Raw genomic sequence first — 17804 nt, forward strand, 5'->3', positions numbered from 1 at the left:
CTCTCCCCGTTACTTTGAACGTTTGTAAAATGGTGTTGGAACAACTACTGCTTTGACGCGTTTATTACGAATTTCAATTTCTACTTCTGTATCAACTGTTGCGTATTTTACATCAATTAGTGCTAAACCAATGCTTTTCTTTAACGTTGGAGATTGTGTACCACTCGTTACTTCCCCAATTTTTTCTTCACCAATAAATACAGGGTAATGCGTACGAGGAATTCCACGTTCGATTACTTCGATGCCGACTAATTTACGAGGCGCACCGTTTTCTTTTTGCTCTTTTAACGTTGCTTTTCCAAAGAAGTCTGCTTCTTTATTTGTTTTTACCGCAAAGCCAATTCCAGCCTCAATCGGTGTAATATCTTTTGATAATTCTTGTCCATAAAGTGGTAATGTTGCTTCGAATCGAAGTGTATCACGAGCACCTAAACCACATGCTTTTAAGCCCTCTTCTGCTCCAACTTCAAGAAGTTTCTCCCAAAGTTTTGCAGCATCTTCACTCTTACAATAAATTTCGAATCCATCTTCACCTGTGTAACCTGTACGAGATACAAGTGTTGGAATTCCATCTACAAGAATATCGTTTTTAAATTTAAAGAACTTAATTTCTTTCAAATCTTCTGACACAACTTTTTGTAAAATGCCTTCTGCTTTTGGTCCTTGAATTGCAAGCTGTGCAACTTCACTAGAAACATTGACTACTGTCGCATCGCCAATTACATGACTTGCTAACCATTCGTAATCTTTCTCGATATTTGATGCATTGATTACTAATAAATAGTCTTCTTCACCACGTTTGTAGATTAATAAATCATCTACTGTACCACCATTTTCGTAGCACATAGCTGTATATTGTGCGCCCCCTACCTTTAAGGTAGATACGTCATTTGTAACAACACGTTGTAAAAATGCTAAACTATCTACACCTTTTACCTCAACTTCTCCCATATGAGACACATCGAACAAACCCGCAGCTGTACGTACAGCTGCGTGTTCTTCTTTAATGCTTGAAAATTGAACTGGTAATTCCCAACCACCGAAGTCGATTGTTTTCCCACCATACTTCGCGTATACATCAAATAACGGTGTACGTTGTAATGTAATCATGCTCTCTCCCCCTTATGCTTTGACAAATCAATAAAAGTTGCTTCCCTTTTCTAAACATTTTCATTCTGAAAAGATAGGATATACGGAATCTCATTATATTTTTTTATGAAAGCGTAAATAAAAAATCACTTTCTTGGATAAAATACGAAAGATTCCACACATTTCACACCATTATCCTAACATCATTCGCTATATTTCATCAATATTCTAGCATAAAAAATAATTTAGAATTTTTTATGTTAAAACACAATAAATACAGCTTTTGAGATTTAATACTTTATTATTGTCTATCATATAGCCTTTAATAACGATAATTATGCCTTCTTTTAAGGCAAATCATCATACATTAAAAAATAATTACTTTAGTTTATAAAAGGTGGGAGAGTTGTAATGAATGTCGATATTTCCGTAGATCGGACATGGCAAAACAATTTTTTAAATAGAATTGACGAAGATGGTCCTTGGACAAACTGGGATTTATATCACTTAGCTTATGAAACAGAAAAATCGTTACTTGTTCCTACTTTTGATGGACTACAAGCACCGAAACATTTATCCCATTTCACACCGCTTCCGCATCAATTAGAAGTCGCTCAAAATGTGATTGAACAAATGAACGGTAAAGCGATTCTAGCAGATGAAGTAGGCCTTGGAAAAACAATCGAAGCTGGACTTATTTTGAAAGAATACATGGTCCGCGGGCTTGTGAAAAAGGTACTTATACTTGTCCCAGCTTCTCTCGTATCACAATGGGCATACGAACTGAATACAAAGTTTTTCATTCCCGCTGTAGCACAAAAGAAAAGCTACTCATGGGAACAAGCTGACGTAATCGTATCATCAATTGATACTGCGAAACGTTCACCACATCGCGATATCGTGTTGAACTTGGAATATGACCTTATTATTATCGATGAAGCACATAAACTGAAAAACAATAAAACAAAAAACTATGAATTTGCACAACGATTAAAAAAGAAGTTTTGTTTATTACTAACCGCTACTCCTGTTCAAAATAAGATTGATGAAATTTTTAACCTTGTTTCTTTATTAAAACCAGGACATTTAGGCAATCAATCCAACTTTGAAGAATATTACGCTTCCAAAAATCGCTCAGCCGAATCAGATGAAGACTTAAAAGCTCTCATTAATAAAGTAATGGTGCGAAATAGACGACATAATACCGGTATCGATTGGCCGAAGAGACATGTACGTACAATTTTTGTTGAGTTTAATGAACAAGAACAAGCTCTATATAATGATATCGAAAATTGGCGAGGACAAGACGCCTTCACATCTGCTTTCTCATCGTTAACTTTAAAACGGGAAGCGTGTAGTAGTCGGGAAGCTGTTTACTATTCATTGAAAAAGCATGTAGAAAAAAGACAGAAAGAAAATGAACATTATATAAAAGATCCACATATCGATGTGCTAATGGACAAAATTAATCATATTCCTTTCAACTCAAAAGCAAATAAAGCTCTTGAGCTTATAAAAGAAATTGACGATAAAGTCGTTATCTTCACAGAATATCGAGCGTCACAAATGTACTTACAATGGTTTTTACAACAACACGGTATTTCTTCCGTTCCATTCCGCGGCGGGTTTAAACGCGGGAAGAAAGATTGGATGAAGGAGCTTTTCCAAAACCACGCACAAGTATTAATTGCAACTGAAGCTGGTGGTGAAGGGATTAACTTACAGTTTTGTAGCCATATGATCAATTATGATTTGCCATGGAATCCAATGCGTCTTGAGCAAAGAATCGGACGTATTCACCGTCTTGGACAAAAAAATGATGTTCATATTTATAACTTAGCTACAAAGCATACTGTTGAAGAACATATTCTGAAACTGTTATATGAAAAAATCAACTTATTCGAGCGTGTTATCGGTGAACTCGATGAAATTTTAACAAGAATTAATATGAAAAACATCGACGCGCACATTCAAGAAATTTTCGCGCAATCAAAAAGCGAAGGTGAAATTAGAATTAAGATGGAAAACTTAACATCTATTATCGACTTTGCGAAACGAAATGAAGCTGAGGTGCAAGGCTATGCAGCAACATGAAATTCATAATTACTTATACAATTTCTTTGAGGCGAATAACTGTGAAATTTTAGAACGTTCTCCTCATTTATTAGATGTACAGTTAACAATTGAGATGGATAAATTATTAATGAATCGCCCTTTTTATTGGCACTATCTTGAGAAAACAGGAGGCGTACCGAATCCAATGCGCCTTACTCTTATTACAAATCCAGAAAATGAAGAAAATGATGGTGAGCTTATTCACTACGGTTCACCACGTCTACATCAAATTTTCCAAACGACAAAAGAATTAGGCTCATACATACGTTTATATGAGGATGTAAGACATAATGGGGCAACACATACACCGCTCCACCCTTGGCTCGGTATTAATATAAAAGTTTCCTATCAATGTGATCGAAAAAAAGACATCCTTCACTCGATTGGTATTCATCTCATTTCTGGAACAATGATGGCAAACTTTCATGAAACATTAACAAACATTAAACTTACACCAAAAATACCTGATTTTTGTTTTACGCTCTCGCCCATCATTAAACCTCAAAGTGGTTTACAACGCATAGAAGACGCTTTAAAAAATATAATTGCAGAAGATGACCATACGTGGGCAAAAGAAGCAAGAGTGCGTTGGAATCATGATTTAGACCTTTTAAACCGTTTTTATGAAGAAAGTGACGAACTTCCTGAGAGCTATGAAATTGAAAAACAAGCTCTGCAAGAACAGTATGAACCACGTATTACAGTGCAAATTATTAACGGTGGACTCTTTTATGTTACCGCGAATCATTTTCTATCAAAATAAAGCTCCTTCTGCTTTAGAAGGAGCTTTATTTCGAGTTATTCTCTATCCTCATTACGCTCTTGTTGTTTTTGCTTTGCCATGCGTTTTTGATACGCACGATCCTTCGCGCTCACATGATTTGCATCAGTTGGAAGATTTTCTTTCGAACGTCCAATTCCATTGCTCATCTTTCCCACTCCTTTTTACGTTTTTCAGAATACATGTTTATTTTCAGCTAGAGTTACAATCCTTATACAAAAAAAAATAAGAGCAGCCATTGGCCACTCTTACTCGCTCACATATTTTTGAAACATATCATGGATGCCTTTATTTACTAGGTTCGAGATCTGCTCGTCAGATTTATTCGGATAACGATCACGCAATCTGATAGATGCCTTCACCATTAAATTTTCTAATACAGAACGGCCACCTTCTCCATAAATAATTTCAGCATATTTAACAAGCCTTCCATCCTCTACTGTTGCTGGATTATGATTGAAGAAAAATTTACTCATTGTCTCCACCTCTCTCTTTTGATAACGTTTACATTTATATAGATTATTTATGTTATTTATTTCACAATATTGTATGCATGTATATTTAATTAGTTTCATTATAAAGCAACATATAGATAGTAAATATGTGATTTTCCGTCCATTTTGTGAACAAATCAAAATGAAAGCGTTTCCTTTATTATATACTAAAAAAACTTACTACGCTAGGGGCAATTTTTTTCAATCTACTAACCCCTCGAAAATTGATATATTTTTTCTTTTCCCATTAAACCTTATACAATTTTCAGAAATTATATTATAAAATATATGTATGACTTAAGGAGGCTTTGTATGAATCAAAATAAAAAAGCTATATTAGATCTTGTCTTTTATCTCGTAATCCCATTCCTCATTTGGAAATTTGCAAAACCTTATATCGATCCTTATTACGCGATGTTACTTTCCTCTGTTCCGGGGATTATTTATACACTGTATACCTTTAAAAAAGAAAAACAGTTTAACGTGACAGGGTTCTTTATTTTAATTACACTTATTTCTAATACAACGGTAGATTTATTATCTGGGTCAGCTGAACGAATGTTGTGGAATGATGCATATTATCACATCGTACTCGGTATTATCGTCATCTGTACAATTTTCATAAAAAAACCACTCATGTTATATTTCGCTGCGGATATTGCAGCGCTGCAAGGGCATGACCGCGATAAAAGTCGTGAGCTTTATCGTGATAGTCGTATCTATCCAGCACTACAATATTTAACGTTATTTTTCGGGCTGCAATTTATATTAAAAAGCTTTTTAAAAATTTATTTCATCTCTGTTTTTGGTGTAGATGGCTATGGTGAAATGAGAGCGATTATGACCGCTGTCGGCTGGGGCATTTCTATTTGTATCGGAATAGGGTTCGTATGGGTTAACAATAAAATACATGCCGTTACGGAAGAAAAAGAATCCGTGCAGTAAATAAAAATCCCCTAGTGTAATACGACACTAGGGGATTTTTGGTTTGCTAGACATATGACTAAAATTTAACTTGATTTTTTTCTTTTACTTTTTACATTTCGGTAAAACAAAGCAGCACTCAGCGGCATAACACCAAACCACTTATTCATAAATGGCTCTTTTTCAGCACGGCGTTGTTCTTTCTTTTGTTTTCGATCTTCTTTTGGAGCATCCATATACGACACAAACTGCTGCGTCACAAAGCGAACATAATCATTAGTAGACATATTATCATCACCTCTACTTGATTAGTATGTCCACTTTTTTATACATTAATCTTTTCCTTTAACTCATTCATAATTTGCCTTACAGACTTATTTGTCGTATCGATATGAATGTGAGCCTCTTCATAATAAGCTCGGCGTGATTCAAATTTCTTTACGAATGCATCTATATCTTTCTTTTGAAATAGTGGACGTGTCGTATCTTCACGAAGCCTTTCTGCAATTACATGCGGATCACAATATAAATACACGACAGTTCCGTTCTCTTTCATCCACTTGCGATTTTCCGCTCGTTCAATAATTCCCCCACCAGTTGTAATAATGACATTATGGACTGGTAGCGAACGTAACATTTCGCTTTCATATTCCCGAAAAGCCATTTCACCTTCTTCGGCAAAAATATTTCGAATTGCCTTCTCTTGCTTCTCTTCAACTTTTTGATCAGTATCTACAACATCTATTTGAAGTTCTTTACTTAACGCTTTTCCAATTGTTGTTTTTCCTGCTCCCATATAGCCGGTTATGTATATAGATTTCATTTTCTGTCCTCTCAATCGTCATTTATTAATTGTTATTATAACGAAAGATGCTACTTTGTTTAATAAAAAACGTTTTGTTCTTATACTATGAAGAACAAAACGTAACACTCGCTTTTACTTATAAGTACCTCTTCTCACCCACTGCGTTGCAATCCATTTCTCGCCTTTCGTTACAGGTGCCCCTCCGTGTAACGTAAGCTCATTTAGTGATTGATCTTGATAAAAATACTCAAAGTATACTGCCATTCCCTTTCTAGGGTGTACAGAAAGATTTAATTTCGGGAAGTACGTTTCCCCGCCTTCTTCTACATCATTTAAGTACATTACAAGCGTACTAATACGATTGTTAGCAGCTGATCTACTATGTTCCGCAAAATAATCATAGTGTGCTTTATATTGTTGATCCACTTCATAATTTAAAATGTGCAATCCTTCACCATGCGACGCAGGAACATTCATGATAGATGAAATTCGTTTTTCAATCTTTAAAGTAAGTTCACTGTCTTCTAAAAATGCACCGCTACTTGTTCGAATATCATTTACATCACGTGATGAACCAACTTTAGAACGCTTCATTTTATTTTTAGACATTTCAATTAATTCATCACACTCTTCATCACTCAGTACATTTGCTAATACGACAATAAGAGGTTCTTCGAATTTTGAAATAATGTGTATTTCTCTATCTTCTGTCATAATCGTATTTCCTTTATGATCAAAAATAGTTTGTTCCTTATTTTCACCTATTTGATTGTTGTTTGTCATTTCCCTATTCTCCCTAAAAATAATGATTGGATAGCATGAATATATCACATTCTTTCTACCTTTCTCTTTTTTGAGAAAATTTAAACTTTTAATCATTATATTTATCCATTTCTTCTAAAAAATCAATTCAATTTACAATAGAAATCCCTGGTTTTTCTTCGTATTTTTTACATATTATCCTTCTATCCAATCGACTATTTTTCCATCCTTTTTTCTATACCGAAAGCTCACCGTATAGAAAGCTTCCTGTTTGAGTGTGCACTGTAACGCAACGAGAATTAAATCATTTTCAAAGACATAATTTCCACTCGCTTCTCCCTTTTCATACTGAAAGAAGAATGTACCTTCATTTTCTTGTTGCTGTAAGTCTTTTTTTATATCTGTAATAGATCGGTTAAGTAGTTCATCCAGTAAAAACTTTTGTTCTATTTCTATATAAAAATTTTTATCTGTAAACAACATATTTGTTTCGTATATAAAAAAAGAAGTTAATAAAATAAGAAAGATAATCGTCCCAGGCATTGTAAATCCATTTTGCTTTCTCATACGTTTATTCCTATTTCGCTATATCGCATAACTACACCTTCATATATTTCCCCACTAGTATCTTTCACATTTATAATGAGTACATGAGGTGTTAGTTTGTAAGAAACCGTTCCAATATTTTGTAAAACAACTTCCCTCCCGCGCCTATTTACCTTTCTTATAAGACGACTATTCTCTTTTTCATACGATACTTCACTCCCCTTACGCGATCGGAATCGTAAAATACTTTCTCCATTTTCAAATGCTAGCTGTTCTCCAGATGATACTTCACGAAACTCCAATTGCATTTGACCTAAAAACACATTCCACTCCCAATCATTTAACCCTTTCGACTGTTTATTTTCCATTTCAATGAAATGTAGGCGGGGAAAGAGCAAAAAAAATATTGATAATAGAAACAGACATACAATCATTTCTATTAATGAAAAACCAAATTCTAATTTATTTTTTCTCCTACATAAAAGCATTGTTCCATCATTCTGTCTTTCACATCTCTCCACATGGTACAAACTTCGTTGCCTCCCCAATATGTGTAATACACAATTCCATTTATATTCTTTTCTATTATTCGCTTTTCTTCATTTCCATACATATATATAGCTGCTTCTTTTTTTAATAACCCAGATGCCTTATAACGAATTTGTATATTTTTTCTTTCTTGCATAACTAATGCTGTTTGCGGTAGTAGTAACGATACAGCCATCATTAAAACACTTAACGATACAATCATTTCAGCCATTATGGATCCTTTTTGACATTTCACGATACGTAAATCTCCCTCTTCCAAGCTGAAATACAATTTCATATTTATAATTTCTATACGAAATTATAATCGTACCACCTCTATTAATATTTCCACTTGGATTATATGTCATCGGATTTGGAAACGTATGCAAATCGATTTGTATATCTTCTTCATACTCTCGCTTGACGATATAATACTTTGTACCTGACTCTTTTATAGCATACATATTTCTATCTTTATGCCAACGTAATGTATAGTGCTTTTGACGGTTTATCGCTAATTGCTGCATATATAAAATATCATTTGAAAACTGTCTCAAAAATTGTTCAACTTTTTGTCGCTCGTATAAGGAATGAACACTAAAATACGTAACTATACTTAATACAGAAATAGCAAATAAAACGAGTAACATTTCTAAAAAGGTAAATCCTTGCTGTTTCACAATGCCCTAATTGATACTGTGCCATCATCTGATATATGAATAGATTCGCCATTCGGACACTTATCAGCTGTAATATACTTTTCATCTGCCAGTTCTTTTAACGATGGAATTTTATTATGTTGTAATTGATATACTTGTATTTGCGCTTCTATAGATTTCACGTAAGCTGCACACCCTTTTCCTTGGACCGATGAGCGCTGTGTAACTACATTCGGAATAATTAATAGTAATAATATAGTTATGACAACCATTACTAATAGCATCTCTAACAGAGTAAATCCTTCCTCATTTTGCATACAAATGCCCCCTAAATAGAATCCATCATTTGAAACATCGGCATAATCATCGCTAAATACATAAGGACAACGATTCCTCCAATACATGTAAATAAAATAGGCTGAATGATAACTAACATATGTTTAATTTTCCGTTCCATCTTTTCCATAATAAGATCGCTATAGTCACCTAATTCAATCCCTAAATTGCCGTTTGCTTGTCCATGGGTAATAACATAAGAAAGTTCTTTCTCGTAATACCCACTTTTAGCAATGATAGATTGTAACTGTTCTCCTCCAATTAATTGTCTTTCAATCCGGCTCGCTTCATATTGAAAGAACGGATGATATCTTTGCTCCATCATTATTGTTAAAGCTTCGCATACTGATAGTCCACCATTTAATAAACCACTCAACTGAGTAGCAAAATAATGTGAATGCTTTAAAATAAGAAATGTTTTGATGAGAGGAATACGAAGCATGATTTTTACCTGTCTAATATGTGGAAGTTTCCTAAAATACAACATATATAAACTACATCCAATAATAACAGTTAAAATAGCGGTTAAAATAATGTAAGGTAGCAGTTTTATTGCACTTAGAATTTGTTCTGTAAGTAGTGGTGTATTAGAACCGAACGAACTATAAACCATTTCAACCTGAGGTAATAAAATAAGTTTAAAAATAAAAAGCATGATTAGTAAAAAAAACATCAAAAACATAGGATACTGCATTATTTTCATCATGTCTCTCCTATACTTATCTTTCTTATAAAGAAGTGCACTTCCTTGTTGCAAAGCAAAAGAAATATCACCATGTTGCTCGGCATAAAATAAATAACTTAACATGTCCTGATGAAACTTTAACTGATGAAAAGAATCGTGTAGACTTTTCCCATCTTTTAACCCCTCAATCATGCCCTGCAATTGTACTTTCTTTTCTACAGGTAATTGAAACTGTAAAAATTCTAATGCTTGTAAAAGAGAGTAGCCTTTTTCTAATAATTCTCCTAAACGTTTCAACAATACTACTTGATCACTTAAACTCCAAGTTTTCTTAAACATAAACATCTTCTTCTAAAAAACCTAAAGCATATCCTTTTCGTATTGACGATTCTAAAGTCTCATGTTTGTAAGTAACACATTCTCCATCTGCTTCTTTAAGCGCTTGTTTTAACTCATATCCATATAGTAGCTCATAAATGCTTGCTTGCCTTACTTGCCTCATTGATTTACATAAAGTTGAGCACTTTCCTCTGCAAAACGGACACTTCAATTCGACAAGTCGCTGTGCAGCCACAGCCAATAAAGACTGTTCAATCTCTTGCCTCGTTATACCATAATCCATGAAACGAATGATTGCTCCTTTCGCATCATTCGTATGCAGCGTTGTCATTACTAAATGTCCTGTCAAACTTGCTCTTATAGCTATTTTTGCTGTTTCTTCATCACGTATTTCACCGACTAAAATAATATCTGGATCATGACGTAAAATAGCCTTTAATCCTGTTTCATATGTGAGACCCGCTTTTTCATTTATTTGAATTTGTAATACATCGTCACTTCTTTTTTCAACCGGATCTTCAAGTGTAATGATGCGGCGTGTTTTCTTTTTTCTAATTACCTCTAATAATGCATACATTGTCGTCGTCTTCCCAGATCCAGTCGGTCCAGTAAACACGAGTAGCCCCTGTGAATAGCGTAAAAACGAGAGTAGTTTTGCTGCTGTACTTGGAAATAACGAAAGTTGTGATAAGGGCTGAACAGATGCTTGTAAATGGAGGCGAATAACAAGACTTTCTTGATATACTGTTGGAAGTGTTGAAAGGCGTAAATACACTTCTTGTCCATCAATTTGCAAATACAACGAACCATTCTGTGGCTTCCGTTTCTCTCCTATGTCCATAGATGCTAAAAATTTGAAATGTGAGACAAGTTTTTCTCCAAACTCCTTTTCAATACACTGTCTCGTCATTAAATCTTTTCCTATACGTAGTTGCACCGCTACATCCTTCTGCCGGGGCACAATATGTAAATCTGACGCTTGTACCCTACACGCTTCTTTTAAAATTGCATTCGCAAAAATTTCAATCCCATTCATCACTTTTCCCTCCTCACTATGTATATAGCATGAAAACATGCGCAATAAAAATTGGGACTTTTGTATTTTCAATAGAAGAAAAAGGAAAAATATGTTTGTGAAATTATGAACAATTTCCGAATTATTGTCTGAAATTACCTATACTTATGTTTATCTGTATTATAATGTTATTATCTTGGATAAAGTGATAAAGGTGGAGATCCTCATGGAACAAGCTTTAAAAATTACAGGTGTTTTAGCTGACCCAACTCGTTATTACATTTATAAATATATTTCGCAAAAACATAGTTACGTAACGGTACAAGAAATTGCAGATGAATTCGATATTCATCCAAACGTAGCACGTTTACATTTATCTAAATTAGAAGATGTTCATATGCTTAAATCGGAAACGAAGAAAACTGGAAAAGGCGGAAGACCAAGCAGATTATATGTCTTATCTGAAGATGTTATTCAATTGCAATTTCCATTCCGTGATTATCAATTGTTAGCAAGAATCGCATTCAATTCTTTACTTAGCCTTGGCGCTGCTGGTGAGAAAGCGCTATACGAAACAGGAAAACAATTTGGGGCAGAATTAATGCAACAACATATGCTGCGTTTAAATGTGAGTGAAGATGCTTTAACAGTGGAACAAAAGGTTCAAATTGCAAAAGAAGCTTTCTCAACAGCTGGCTTATCACCTGCATTTGAATTAAGTGCAGATGGAACAAAAATTTTCTATGATGTACACAATTGTCCATTTAAGGAAGTTGCTGTTCATCACCCAACTGAAATTTGTAACATGCACGGAGATATGATGAAAGGAATTTTTGAAATCCTATTCCCTAACATGGAATTAACTCGAAATGATAGTCTATTAGATGGATGTAAATCTTGTAATTATAAACTAACAATTTAATTTCTCATATAAAAAGAAGCCATTTATAAATGGCTTCTTTTTATATGAACGAATATTTACAATAGTAAGAAAAATAAACTATAATGAGGTGAGGTTTACTTTTTTTAGAAAAGGAGGGAGATGGCATGGAGCGCATGTTTCGCGTTCTCGGCTTTTGGACTGGAATTTTCTCGGTTATGTTTTACGTAGGGGATATGCAACAGGCCGCACTACTATTTTTAGGACAAACAGGATTCTTCGTACTTTTAAGCTATTTAAAATTAACAGAGCGTATGTATATATACGTATTCGGGGCATATCTAACTGTTTTCTTCATAGGATTTACATACTACACGACATTCTTACTTGTGCCTGGAGCTGGACATTAAAAGATGGCATTTTGCCATCTTTTTTTAATTCCGTAATTTCCTAGTTGACTTATAGGTTTTATTACCTTATATTCTATATAACAGATTGGAATTAGGGGGAATCAACATGAATACACTGCTTGTCGGAATTAACGTTGCAGTCATGCTCATCTTAGTTGGCGTATTATATTATATGCAACGTAAGCATGTATCTTTTAATAAACGTGTATTTACCGCTTTAGGAGTCGGTATTTTATTCGGTCTTATATTACAATTTATTTATGAGCCAACTTCTAAAGTAATTATTGAATCAAATACTTGGTTTGGCTTAATCGGTAACGGTTATGTAAAATTACTTCAAATGATCGTTATGCCACTTATTTTAGTATCTATTATTTCAGCATTTACAAAATTACAGTTAACGAAAAATCTTGGTAAAATTAGTGGCCTTATTATCGGTATTTTAATTCTTACTACAGGAATCGCTGCAGCTGTCGGTATCGCTGCAAGTGCAGGATTTGATGTATCTGCAACAGGCCTACAACAAGGTGATGCAGAATCTGCTCGTCTGAAACTAGTTGAAGAAAGATTTACTTCTATTGAAAAGACAACAATTCCAGATAAATTATTAGAGCTATTACCTACAAATCCGTTTCTTGATTTAACAGGCGCTCGTCCAACATCAACAATTTCTGTCGTAATATTTGCAGCCTTTATCGGCATTGCCTTTATAGGTGTAAAACGAAAATATCCAGAACAAGCAGAGCTATTTAAGAATATGCTTGATGCTGTATATGCAATCGTAATGCGTATGGTAACATTAATTTTACGCCTTACTCCATACGGCGTATTAGCTCTTATGGCAAAAACAGTTGCTGGTAGCGATATAAATGCTATTTTAAAACTTGGTAACTTCGTGTTAGCCTCTTACGTAGCACTTATCGTAATGTTTATCATTCACTTATTATTAATTGCATTGTCTGGTTTAAATCCAATTCAATATTTGAAAAAAGTGTTCCCTGTACTAACTTTTGCATTCACATCTCGCTCTAGTGCTGGTGCGATGCCATTAAATATTGAAGCTCAAAAAGAAAAGCTTGGTATTTCCGAAGGAATTGCAAACTTCGCAGCTTCATTTGGGGTATCTATCGGACAAAACGGTTGCGCAGGTATTTATCCAGCAATGCTTGCAATGATGGTCGCTCCAACTGTAGGAATTGATCCATTACAACCACAATTTATTTTAACTTTAATCGCTGTTGTTGCTATTAGCTCATTCGGTGTTGCCGGAGTTGGTGGCGGCGCAACATTCGCAGCTTTAATCGTACTATCTACGATGAACTTACCAATCGGTATTGTTGCTCTAGTTATCTCGGTTGAGCCATTAATCGATATGGGGCGTACAGCTCTTAACGTAAGTGGTTCTATGACAGCAGGTCTTATTTCAAGTAAATGGCTTGGTGAATTAGATCAAGATACGTACAATCAAGATGATACAAAAACTGGTGAAATTGCTTCATAATGAAAAAAGACGCTAACATACAATTGTTAGCGTCTTTTTTATTCCGTTCCCTCTTTATAGATTTTATCTTGAGAATTATCACTCCAAGTATTCTTCTAGTTACTCTTTTAACTCTTCCTCAATCTCATAACAAGATTCATCAGCGAGTTCCCCTACTTTCTTACTCCCCAAAATGTTTGATTGAATTGGCATTCCTAAAAAGATTCTTTCGCATTTCCAAATTAGAATATTATGAAATTCAATCATCTCTTTTTCTTCATCTAATATAGCTATAGCAACTGATGAATAATAACCCACCTCAAAGGGATTCTCTTTTTCTCTTGCAAATCCCATATCTAATTCCATGTGTTTTTCTATGTATAAATGCGAATACTCTTTATGCAGTTTAAGTGATATTCGCTCTATTTCCTTCTCCATACATTGAATGTTCTCTTTTAACTCCAACGTAAACTCCTGTTCTTTATATTTCATTTTCGCCTCCTTAAACATAGAAAAAGAGAATACAATAACATATCCTCTTTCCTCAAATATATTTCATTATCTCACAGCCCGTCCTTTTCACAAATAACCATTTTGTTCGCACCATTTATGAAATTGTCCTACGTCTACTCCAACTAACACGATATCCTTTAGCTCTACATCAATGATTTGTTCTCCAATTACAATAGCAAACTGCGATGCTAATTTTGTCTTGTTTTTCTTTACAATTCCAATTCGGTTCCGATGCGGTCCATCTTTTATATATGCTTTTTGTCCTACAATATCAAAGTTCAAGATTCTCACCTCTTTTACTGCGCTCAAATTGGAAATACGATCTCCACCTCGGAAAATTTCCTTTCATTGCACTATTTCTCTATATATATGACGAAACAATAAAAGAGTCCTTCCTTCTTTACAATTATTTTTTCTTTGTTTCATTTTTGTGATTGAAACGTAAAGTTTATAATAAAATACATTTGGAAGCGCTTTCTATGTAATTTTTTATGTTATAATATATAAGTAGAACTTCGCAAAGAGGGTTAAAAAATGAATACAAAAATGATTAAAAAAGTAATTGAAGCATTAAAAGTATATGGCTTTCAGGATGTATCATTCTGTGACAAAACGAAGCAATTTTTATTTCATAACGAAACCGATATTATGAGCGGCTATGCAGAAATAACATATAGTAGTCAATTTGAAAAATTCAACGTACAAATTCATCCAATTGAAACACATCACCAAGCAGAGTTACAAGAGATTGAAAGACATATACAAGCTTGTATAAGAAAAGTGGAATATTTAAACGCACTTCTTACCGGGCAGACAAAACTAGATGATAAAATTATTATTATGTAAAAAAGAACGTGATCCAATCACGTTCTTTTTTCATTATACGTTCATCTTTTCCTTTAGTTGTAATCCTGTAACAGATTCTAATACATCCATCGATTCTCCAAATGTCATATCAAAAATTGTCTTGTCCTCTATGTATGGAAATTGTCTGAAACGCTTTTCTAACACCTTCACAGCATCTGATGTAAAGCTTGCACTATCAATGCCAAATTCTGTTTCAAGAAGAACTATCCAATCTAGCACATGAAAACCTAATCCATTGACGAATGAAATAAGTTTTTCTTCTGGGTTTGAAGATAAGAATACTTGGCGTTCCATCTCACTAAAAAGTTCTTCTCCTAAGATTTCAGCTAACTCATCATCATGTTCACGTTCAACAAGTTCTTCGTAGCCGTAATCATCCACAAGCTCTTCTACTTCTTCACTATCCTGACAAAGCAATTGACTAAGAAGTGCCTCTTTCTTAAATTCACTATTTTGTACGACTTCTAAAAAGCTCGTTTCCCATCCATTTTCTAATTTCATATTATGTACTCCTTTATATACGTTTCTTATCATCACTGTACCCAAAAGATCACTTTTATAACCTTTTAGGTAGTTACTATTATTTCATATGATTGATAACATAAGATGCAAACTCAGCTACATCTCCTTCAAAAATATTTATTTCCGGCAAGTGATAGAACGTTGTTTGGAGCGGGTTTTCTGCCTGATATACATATATCGTTTTCTCTAGTGCAATCGCCATTCCAAACTCTGTATGGCTCCCGTTTCCGCCATCTAATATAAGTAAAAATACATCCGCTTTTTTTACAGCGTTTTGTTCTGCCTGACCAATTTCTCTTAATTGTTCTTCATTCGCTACTCTTTCGTTTTTTGTCCAATCATATGTATGGTGCCATCCTGCATGTTTCAGTTCATTTGCTACGGAACGTACAAGATGTTTATTTTGGAAACCTGAGGCGATATAAAAATTCATTTATATATACTCCTTCATTATGTATGGGGAAACTCCTTTTTAGCGTTATTTGTTATAGCTATAATAAAGAACAACTTCAAAAAAAATCCCCATCTTTAAAACTTATTTGCGTTTAAATGATGGGATGCTTCATGGTCTTCTTTTATTTTTTGTTTTTTATAACTTTCATCAGCTAACATTTCTAGTTCAGCTGTTATCTCTGACTTTTCAAGCTCTCTTTCTTGCGAAAATTTCCTTGAAATATAAACAATAACACTACCAACGTACAACACAAAGCATATAATAAGTGCAGTATTTTCATAGAGACTTAGCTCCAACACAGTCACTCCTAATCCATTCGTATTTTCACGCTTCATTAATTGGAATTTCCCTATTAACCCATTTGTTATCCCGCTATTTGAGGGCAGTAAGACTCCCTCCTCAAAATTCAGTAAAAGTAAAGAAGTTAGATGTGGGATGCACCCAACTGATTAAAGTTTCACTTTATTGTAACATAAAAATATCAATTCTTGGAATCTTTCACCCTACTAAAAGAGGCATGATTGTTTCATCATGCCTCTGAAATATTTTGAATGATTGTTTTAATTGCTTCTTTTCCATTATATTTTTTTAGTGCTGTTTTATACTTCTCATTATTTTGATTCAATTCTTCGACATACTTTATAAGAGATTTTACAGTTACATCTTCTTCATATAATACGGAGGCATACCCTTTCCTTTCAAAGGACTCTGCATTTAATATTTGATCTCCACGGCTTGCAAATTTCGATAATGGAATTAAAACCATCGGCTTTTGTAATGTTAAAAATTCAAAAATTGCGTTGGAGCCCGCGCGTGAAATAACAAAATCTGTTACCGCTAATATATCTGGCAGTTCTCCATGTACATATTCAAATTGTCTATATCCATCTTTATTTTGTAAACTTTCGTCAAGGTTACCTTTTCCGCAAAGGTGAACAATTTGATACTTGTTAAGAAGTTCTGGTAATGCTTCTCGAGCCGTATCATTAATTTTTTTCGCGCCCAAGCTGCCCCCCATAATCGTAATAACTGGCTTTTTACGTGAAAAACCTAAAAATGCTAAACCTTTTTCACGATTTCCCTTCAGCACTTCTTCACGTACAGGAGATCCCGTATATATTACTTTTTCTTTCGGTAAATGTTTCGCTGCTTCTTCAAATGTAACAAATATTTTCGAAGCAAAACGAAGCGCAATTTTATTTGCTAGTCCTGGCGTCATATCAGATTCATGTAATAAAACTGGTACTCTATTTAGCCATCCTCCAATTACGACTGGTACAGATACGAAACCGCCTTTTGAAAAAATCACATCTGGTTTTAGTTTTCGAATCCTTACATACGCATCCATAACACCCTTCATTACAAGAAAAGGATCTTTTATATTTTTCAAATCAAAATAACGACGTAGCTTTCCACTCGAAATACTATAGTAGGGAATGCCTTCCTTTTCTATAATCGTTTTCTCAATACCTTGATGAGAACCAATATAAGAGATATCCCAGTTGTCTTCCTGTAAATATGGGATAATGGCTAAATTAGGTGTTACATGTCCTGCCGAACCGCCACCTGTAAAGACTATTTTCTTCATACGTCTCCCCCT

Annotated in this window: 26 protein-coding genes and 1 pseudogene; 8 read left to right on the forward strand and 19 right to left on the reverse strand. The window is 34.2% G+C overall.

What is annotated here, in order from left to right:
- Positions 1-9: 9 nt before the first annotated feature.
- Positions 10-1110: a glycine cleavage system aminomethyltransferase GcvT gene (gcvT, locus tag AXW78_RS20150; RefSeq protein ID WP_061884574.1), complete on the reverse strand. Its 1101-nt coding sequence runs from the start codon at positions 1108-1110 to the stop codon at positions 10-12.
- Between the two features lie 390 nt (positions 1111-1500).
- On the opposite strand from gcvT, the gene AXW78_RS20155 reads away from it, so the two are divergent.
- The gene (locus AXW78_RS20155; protein WP_001100037.1) at positions 1501-3183 is read left to right on the forward strand and encodes a DEAD/DEAH box helicase; all 1683 of its coding nucleotides are present in this window, start codon (positions 1501-1503) and stop codon (positions 3181-3183) included.
- The gene (locus tag AXW78_RS20160) at positions 3170-3967 is read left to right on the forward strand and encodes a YqhG family protein (protein ID WP_001183964.1); all 798 of its coding nucleotides are present in this window, start codon (positions 3170-3172) and stop codon (positions 3965-3967) included. Before AXW78_RS20155 ends, AXW78_RS20160 begins: the two co-directional genes overlap by 14 nt.
- Positions 3968-4002: 35 nt before the next feature.
- Here the strand turns inward: AXW78_RS20160 and AXW78_RS35290 are convergent, their stop codons facing one another.
- Complete coding sequence (locus AXW78_RS35290) at positions 4003-4134, reverse strand: hypothetical protein (protein WP_000064668.1); 132 nt, start codon at positions 4132-4134, stop codon at positions 4003-4005.
- A 99-nt stretch (positions 4135-4233) separates the two neighbouring features.
- A complete protein-coding gene (locus tag AXW78_RS20170; RefSeq protein ID WP_000032702.1) occupies positions 4234-4461 on the reverse strand; it encodes a hypothetical protein in 228 nt (75 codons plus the stop codon).
- Positions 4462-4534: 73 nt separating this feature from the next.
- Between AXW78_RS20170 and AXW78_RS34950 the strand changes: the two are divergent.
- Both AXW78_RS34950 and AXW78_RS20175 read left to right on the forward strand, forming a co-directional pair.
- Positions 4535-4650 (forward strand): annotated as a pseudogene (locus AXW78_RS34950) (GTP pyrophosphokinase).
- 141 nt (positions 4651-4791) lie between these two features.
- Entirely contained in the window at positions 4792-5424 is a 633-nt protein-coding gene (locus AXW78_RS20175; RefSeq protein ID WP_001073110.1) for a VC0807 family protein, read from the forward strand.
- Between the two features lie 65 nt (positions 5425-5489).
- On the opposite strand, the gene AXW78_RS20180 is transcribed toward AXW78_RS20175, so the two are convergent.
- The 10 genes from AXW78_RS20180 to comGA form a co-directional block, all read right to left on the reverse strand.
- Positions 5490-5690, reverse strand: a complete 201-nt coding sequence (locus AXW78_RS20180) for a YqzE family protein (protein ID WP_000106083.1) — start codon at positions 5688-5690, stop codon at positions 5490-5492.
- Positions 5691-5728: 38 nt separating this feature from the next.
- Positions 5729-6226 (reverse strand): shikimate kinase, encoded by a 498-nt coding sequence (locus tag AXW78_RS20185; RefSeq protein ID WP_000836648.1) that lies wholly within the window; start codon positions 6224-6226, stop codon positions 5729-5731.
- A 114-nt stretch (positions 6227-6340) separates the two neighbouring features.
- Entirely contained in the window at positions 6341-6991 is a 651-nt protein-coding gene (locus tag AXW78_RS20190; protein ID WP_000183865.1) for a 2OG-Fe(II) oxygenase, read from the reverse strand.
- A gap of 174 nt (positions 6992-7165) precedes the next feature.
- The gene (gene comGG, locus AXW78_RS20195) at positions 7166-7537 is read right to left on the reverse strand and encodes a competence type IV pilus minor pilin ComGG (RefSeq protein WP_001231319.1); all 372 of its coding nucleotides are present in this window, start codon (positions 7535-7537) and stop codon (positions 7166-7168) included.
- Positions 7534-8004: a competence type IV pilus minor pilin ComGF gene (gene comGF, locus AXW78_RS20200; protein ID WP_061884575.1), complete on the reverse strand. Its 471-nt coding sequence runs from the start codon at positions 8002-8004 to the stop codon at positions 7534-7536. Before comGF ends, comGG begins: the two co-directional genes overlap by 4 nt.
- Positions 7974-8276 carry a hypothetical protein gene (locus AXW78_RS20205; protein ID WP_000829463.1) on the reverse strand — a complete coding sequence of 101 codons (303 nt, stop codon included), beginning with the start codon at positions 8274-8276 and terminating at the stop codon, positions 7974-7976. Before AXW78_RS20205 ends, comGF begins: the two co-directional genes overlap by 31 nt.
- Positions 8269-8724 (reverse strand): competence type IV pilus minor pilin ComGD, encoded by a 456-nt coding sequence (gene comGD / locus AXW78_RS20210; RefSeq protein WP_000813141.1) that lies wholly within the window; start codon positions 8722-8724, stop codon positions 8269-8271. Before comGD ends, AXW78_RS20205 begins: the two co-directional genes overlap by 8 nt.
- Positions 8721-9020, reverse strand: coding sequence for a competence type IV pilus major pilin ComGC (comGC, locus tag AXW78_RS20215; protein WP_001178685.1), 300 nt, complete (start codon positions 9018-9020; stop codon positions 8721-8723). The genes comGD and comGC overlap by 4 nt, the downstream gene beginning before the upstream one ends.
- A gap of 11 nt (positions 9021-9031) precedes the next feature.
- Positions 9032-10069 (reverse strand): competence type IV pilus assembly protein ComGB, encoded by a 1038-nt coding sequence (gene comGB, locus AXW78_RS20220; protein ID WP_002164182.1) that lies wholly within the window; start codon positions 10067-10069, stop codon positions 9032-9034.
- Positions 10056-11099, reverse strand: coding sequence for a competence type IV pilus ATPase ComGA (gene comGA, locus AXW78_RS20225; protein ID WP_061884576.1), 1044 nt, complete (start codon positions 11097-11099; stop codon positions 10056-10058). Before comGA ends, comGB begins: the two co-directional genes overlap by 14 nt.
- Before the next feature lie 205 nt (positions 11100-11304).
- On the opposite strand from comGA, the gene AXW78_RS20230 reads away from it, so the two are divergent.
- The 3 genes from AXW78_RS20230 to AXW78_RS20240 all read left to right on the forward strand — a co-directional run bounded on the left by AXW78_RS20230 (position 11305) and on the right by AXW78_RS20240 (position 13869).
- Positions 11305-12000 (forward strand): helix-turn-helix transcriptional regulator, encoded by a 696-nt coding sequence (locus tag AXW78_RS20230; protein WP_000434104.1) that lies wholly within the window; start codon positions 11305-11307, stop codon positions 11998-12000.
- A 125-nt stretch (positions 12001-12125) separates the two neighbouring features.
- Entirely contained in the window at positions 12126-12368 is a 243-nt protein-coding gene (locus AXW78_RS20235) for a DUF2626 domain-containing protein (RefSeq protein ID WP_000440717.1), read from the forward strand.
- A 106-nt stretch (positions 12369-12474) separates the two neighbouring features.
- A complete protein-coding gene (locus tag AXW78_RS20240) occupies positions 12475-13869 on the forward strand; it encodes an L-cystine transporter (protein WP_001094346.1) in 1395 nt (464 codons plus the stop codon).
- Positions 13870-13968: 99 nt separating this feature from the next.
- Here AXW78_RS20240 and AXW78_RS20245 read toward each other — a convergent pair whose 3' ends face one another.
- A complete protein-coding gene (locus AXW78_RS20245; protein ID WP_000875396.1) occupies positions 13969-14340 on the reverse strand; it encodes a hypothetical protein in 372 nt (123 codons plus the stop codon).
- Between the two features lie 87 nt (positions 14341-14427).
- Complete coding sequence (locus AXW78_RS20250) at positions 14428-14643, reverse strand: DUF3912 family protein (protein WP_001008332.1); 216 nt, start codon at positions 14641-14643, stop codon at positions 14428-14430.
- A 252-nt stretch (positions 14644-14895) separates the two neighbouring features.
- Here AXW78_RS20250 and AXW78_RS20255 point away from each other — a divergent pair, with 252 nt between their 5' ends.
- A complete protein-coding gene (locus AXW78_RS20255) occupies positions 14896-15207 on the forward strand; it encodes a hypothetical protein (protein WP_001093237.1) in 312 nt (103 codons plus the stop codon).
- A 33-nt stretch (positions 15208-15240) separates the two neighbouring features.
- On the opposite strand, the gene AXW78_RS20260 is transcribed toward AXW78_RS20255, so the two are convergent.
- From AXW78_RS20260 to murG, 4 genes are all read right to left on the reverse strand, one after another.
- On the reverse strand, positions 15241-15729 hold the full coding sequence (locus tag AXW78_RS20260) for a hypothetical protein (protein WP_000764269.1): 489 nt from the start codon (positions 15727-15729) through the stop codon (positions 15241-15243).
- A gap of 79 nt (positions 15730-15808) precedes the next feature.
- Complete coding sequence (locus tag AXW78_RS20265) at positions 15809-16183, reverse strand: nucleoside 2-deoxyribosyltransferase (RefSeq protein WP_061884577.1); 375 nt, start codon at positions 16181-16183, stop codon at positions 15809-15811.
- Between the two features lie 95 nt (positions 16184-16278).
- Positions 16279-16539, reverse strand: a complete 261-nt coding sequence (locus AXW78_RS20270; RefSeq protein WP_000817964.1) for a DUF3966 domain-containing protein — start codon at positions 16537-16539, stop codon at positions 16279-16281.
- A 194-nt stretch (positions 16540-16733) separates the two neighbouring features.
- Positions 16734-17792 (reverse strand): undecaprenyldiphospho-muramoylpentapeptide beta-N-acetylglucosaminyltransferase, encoded by a 1059-nt coding sequence (gene murG / locus AXW78_RS20275; RefSeq protein WP_000724778.1) that lies wholly within the window; start codon positions 17790-17792, stop codon positions 16734-16736.
- Between the last annotated feature and the right edge of the window lie 12 nt (positions 17793-17804).

Source organism: Bacillus thuringiensis (assembly GCF_001595725.1).
GTDB lineage: Bacteria > Bacillota > Bacilli > Bacillales > Bacillaceae_G > Bacillus_A > Bacillus_A thuringiensis_K.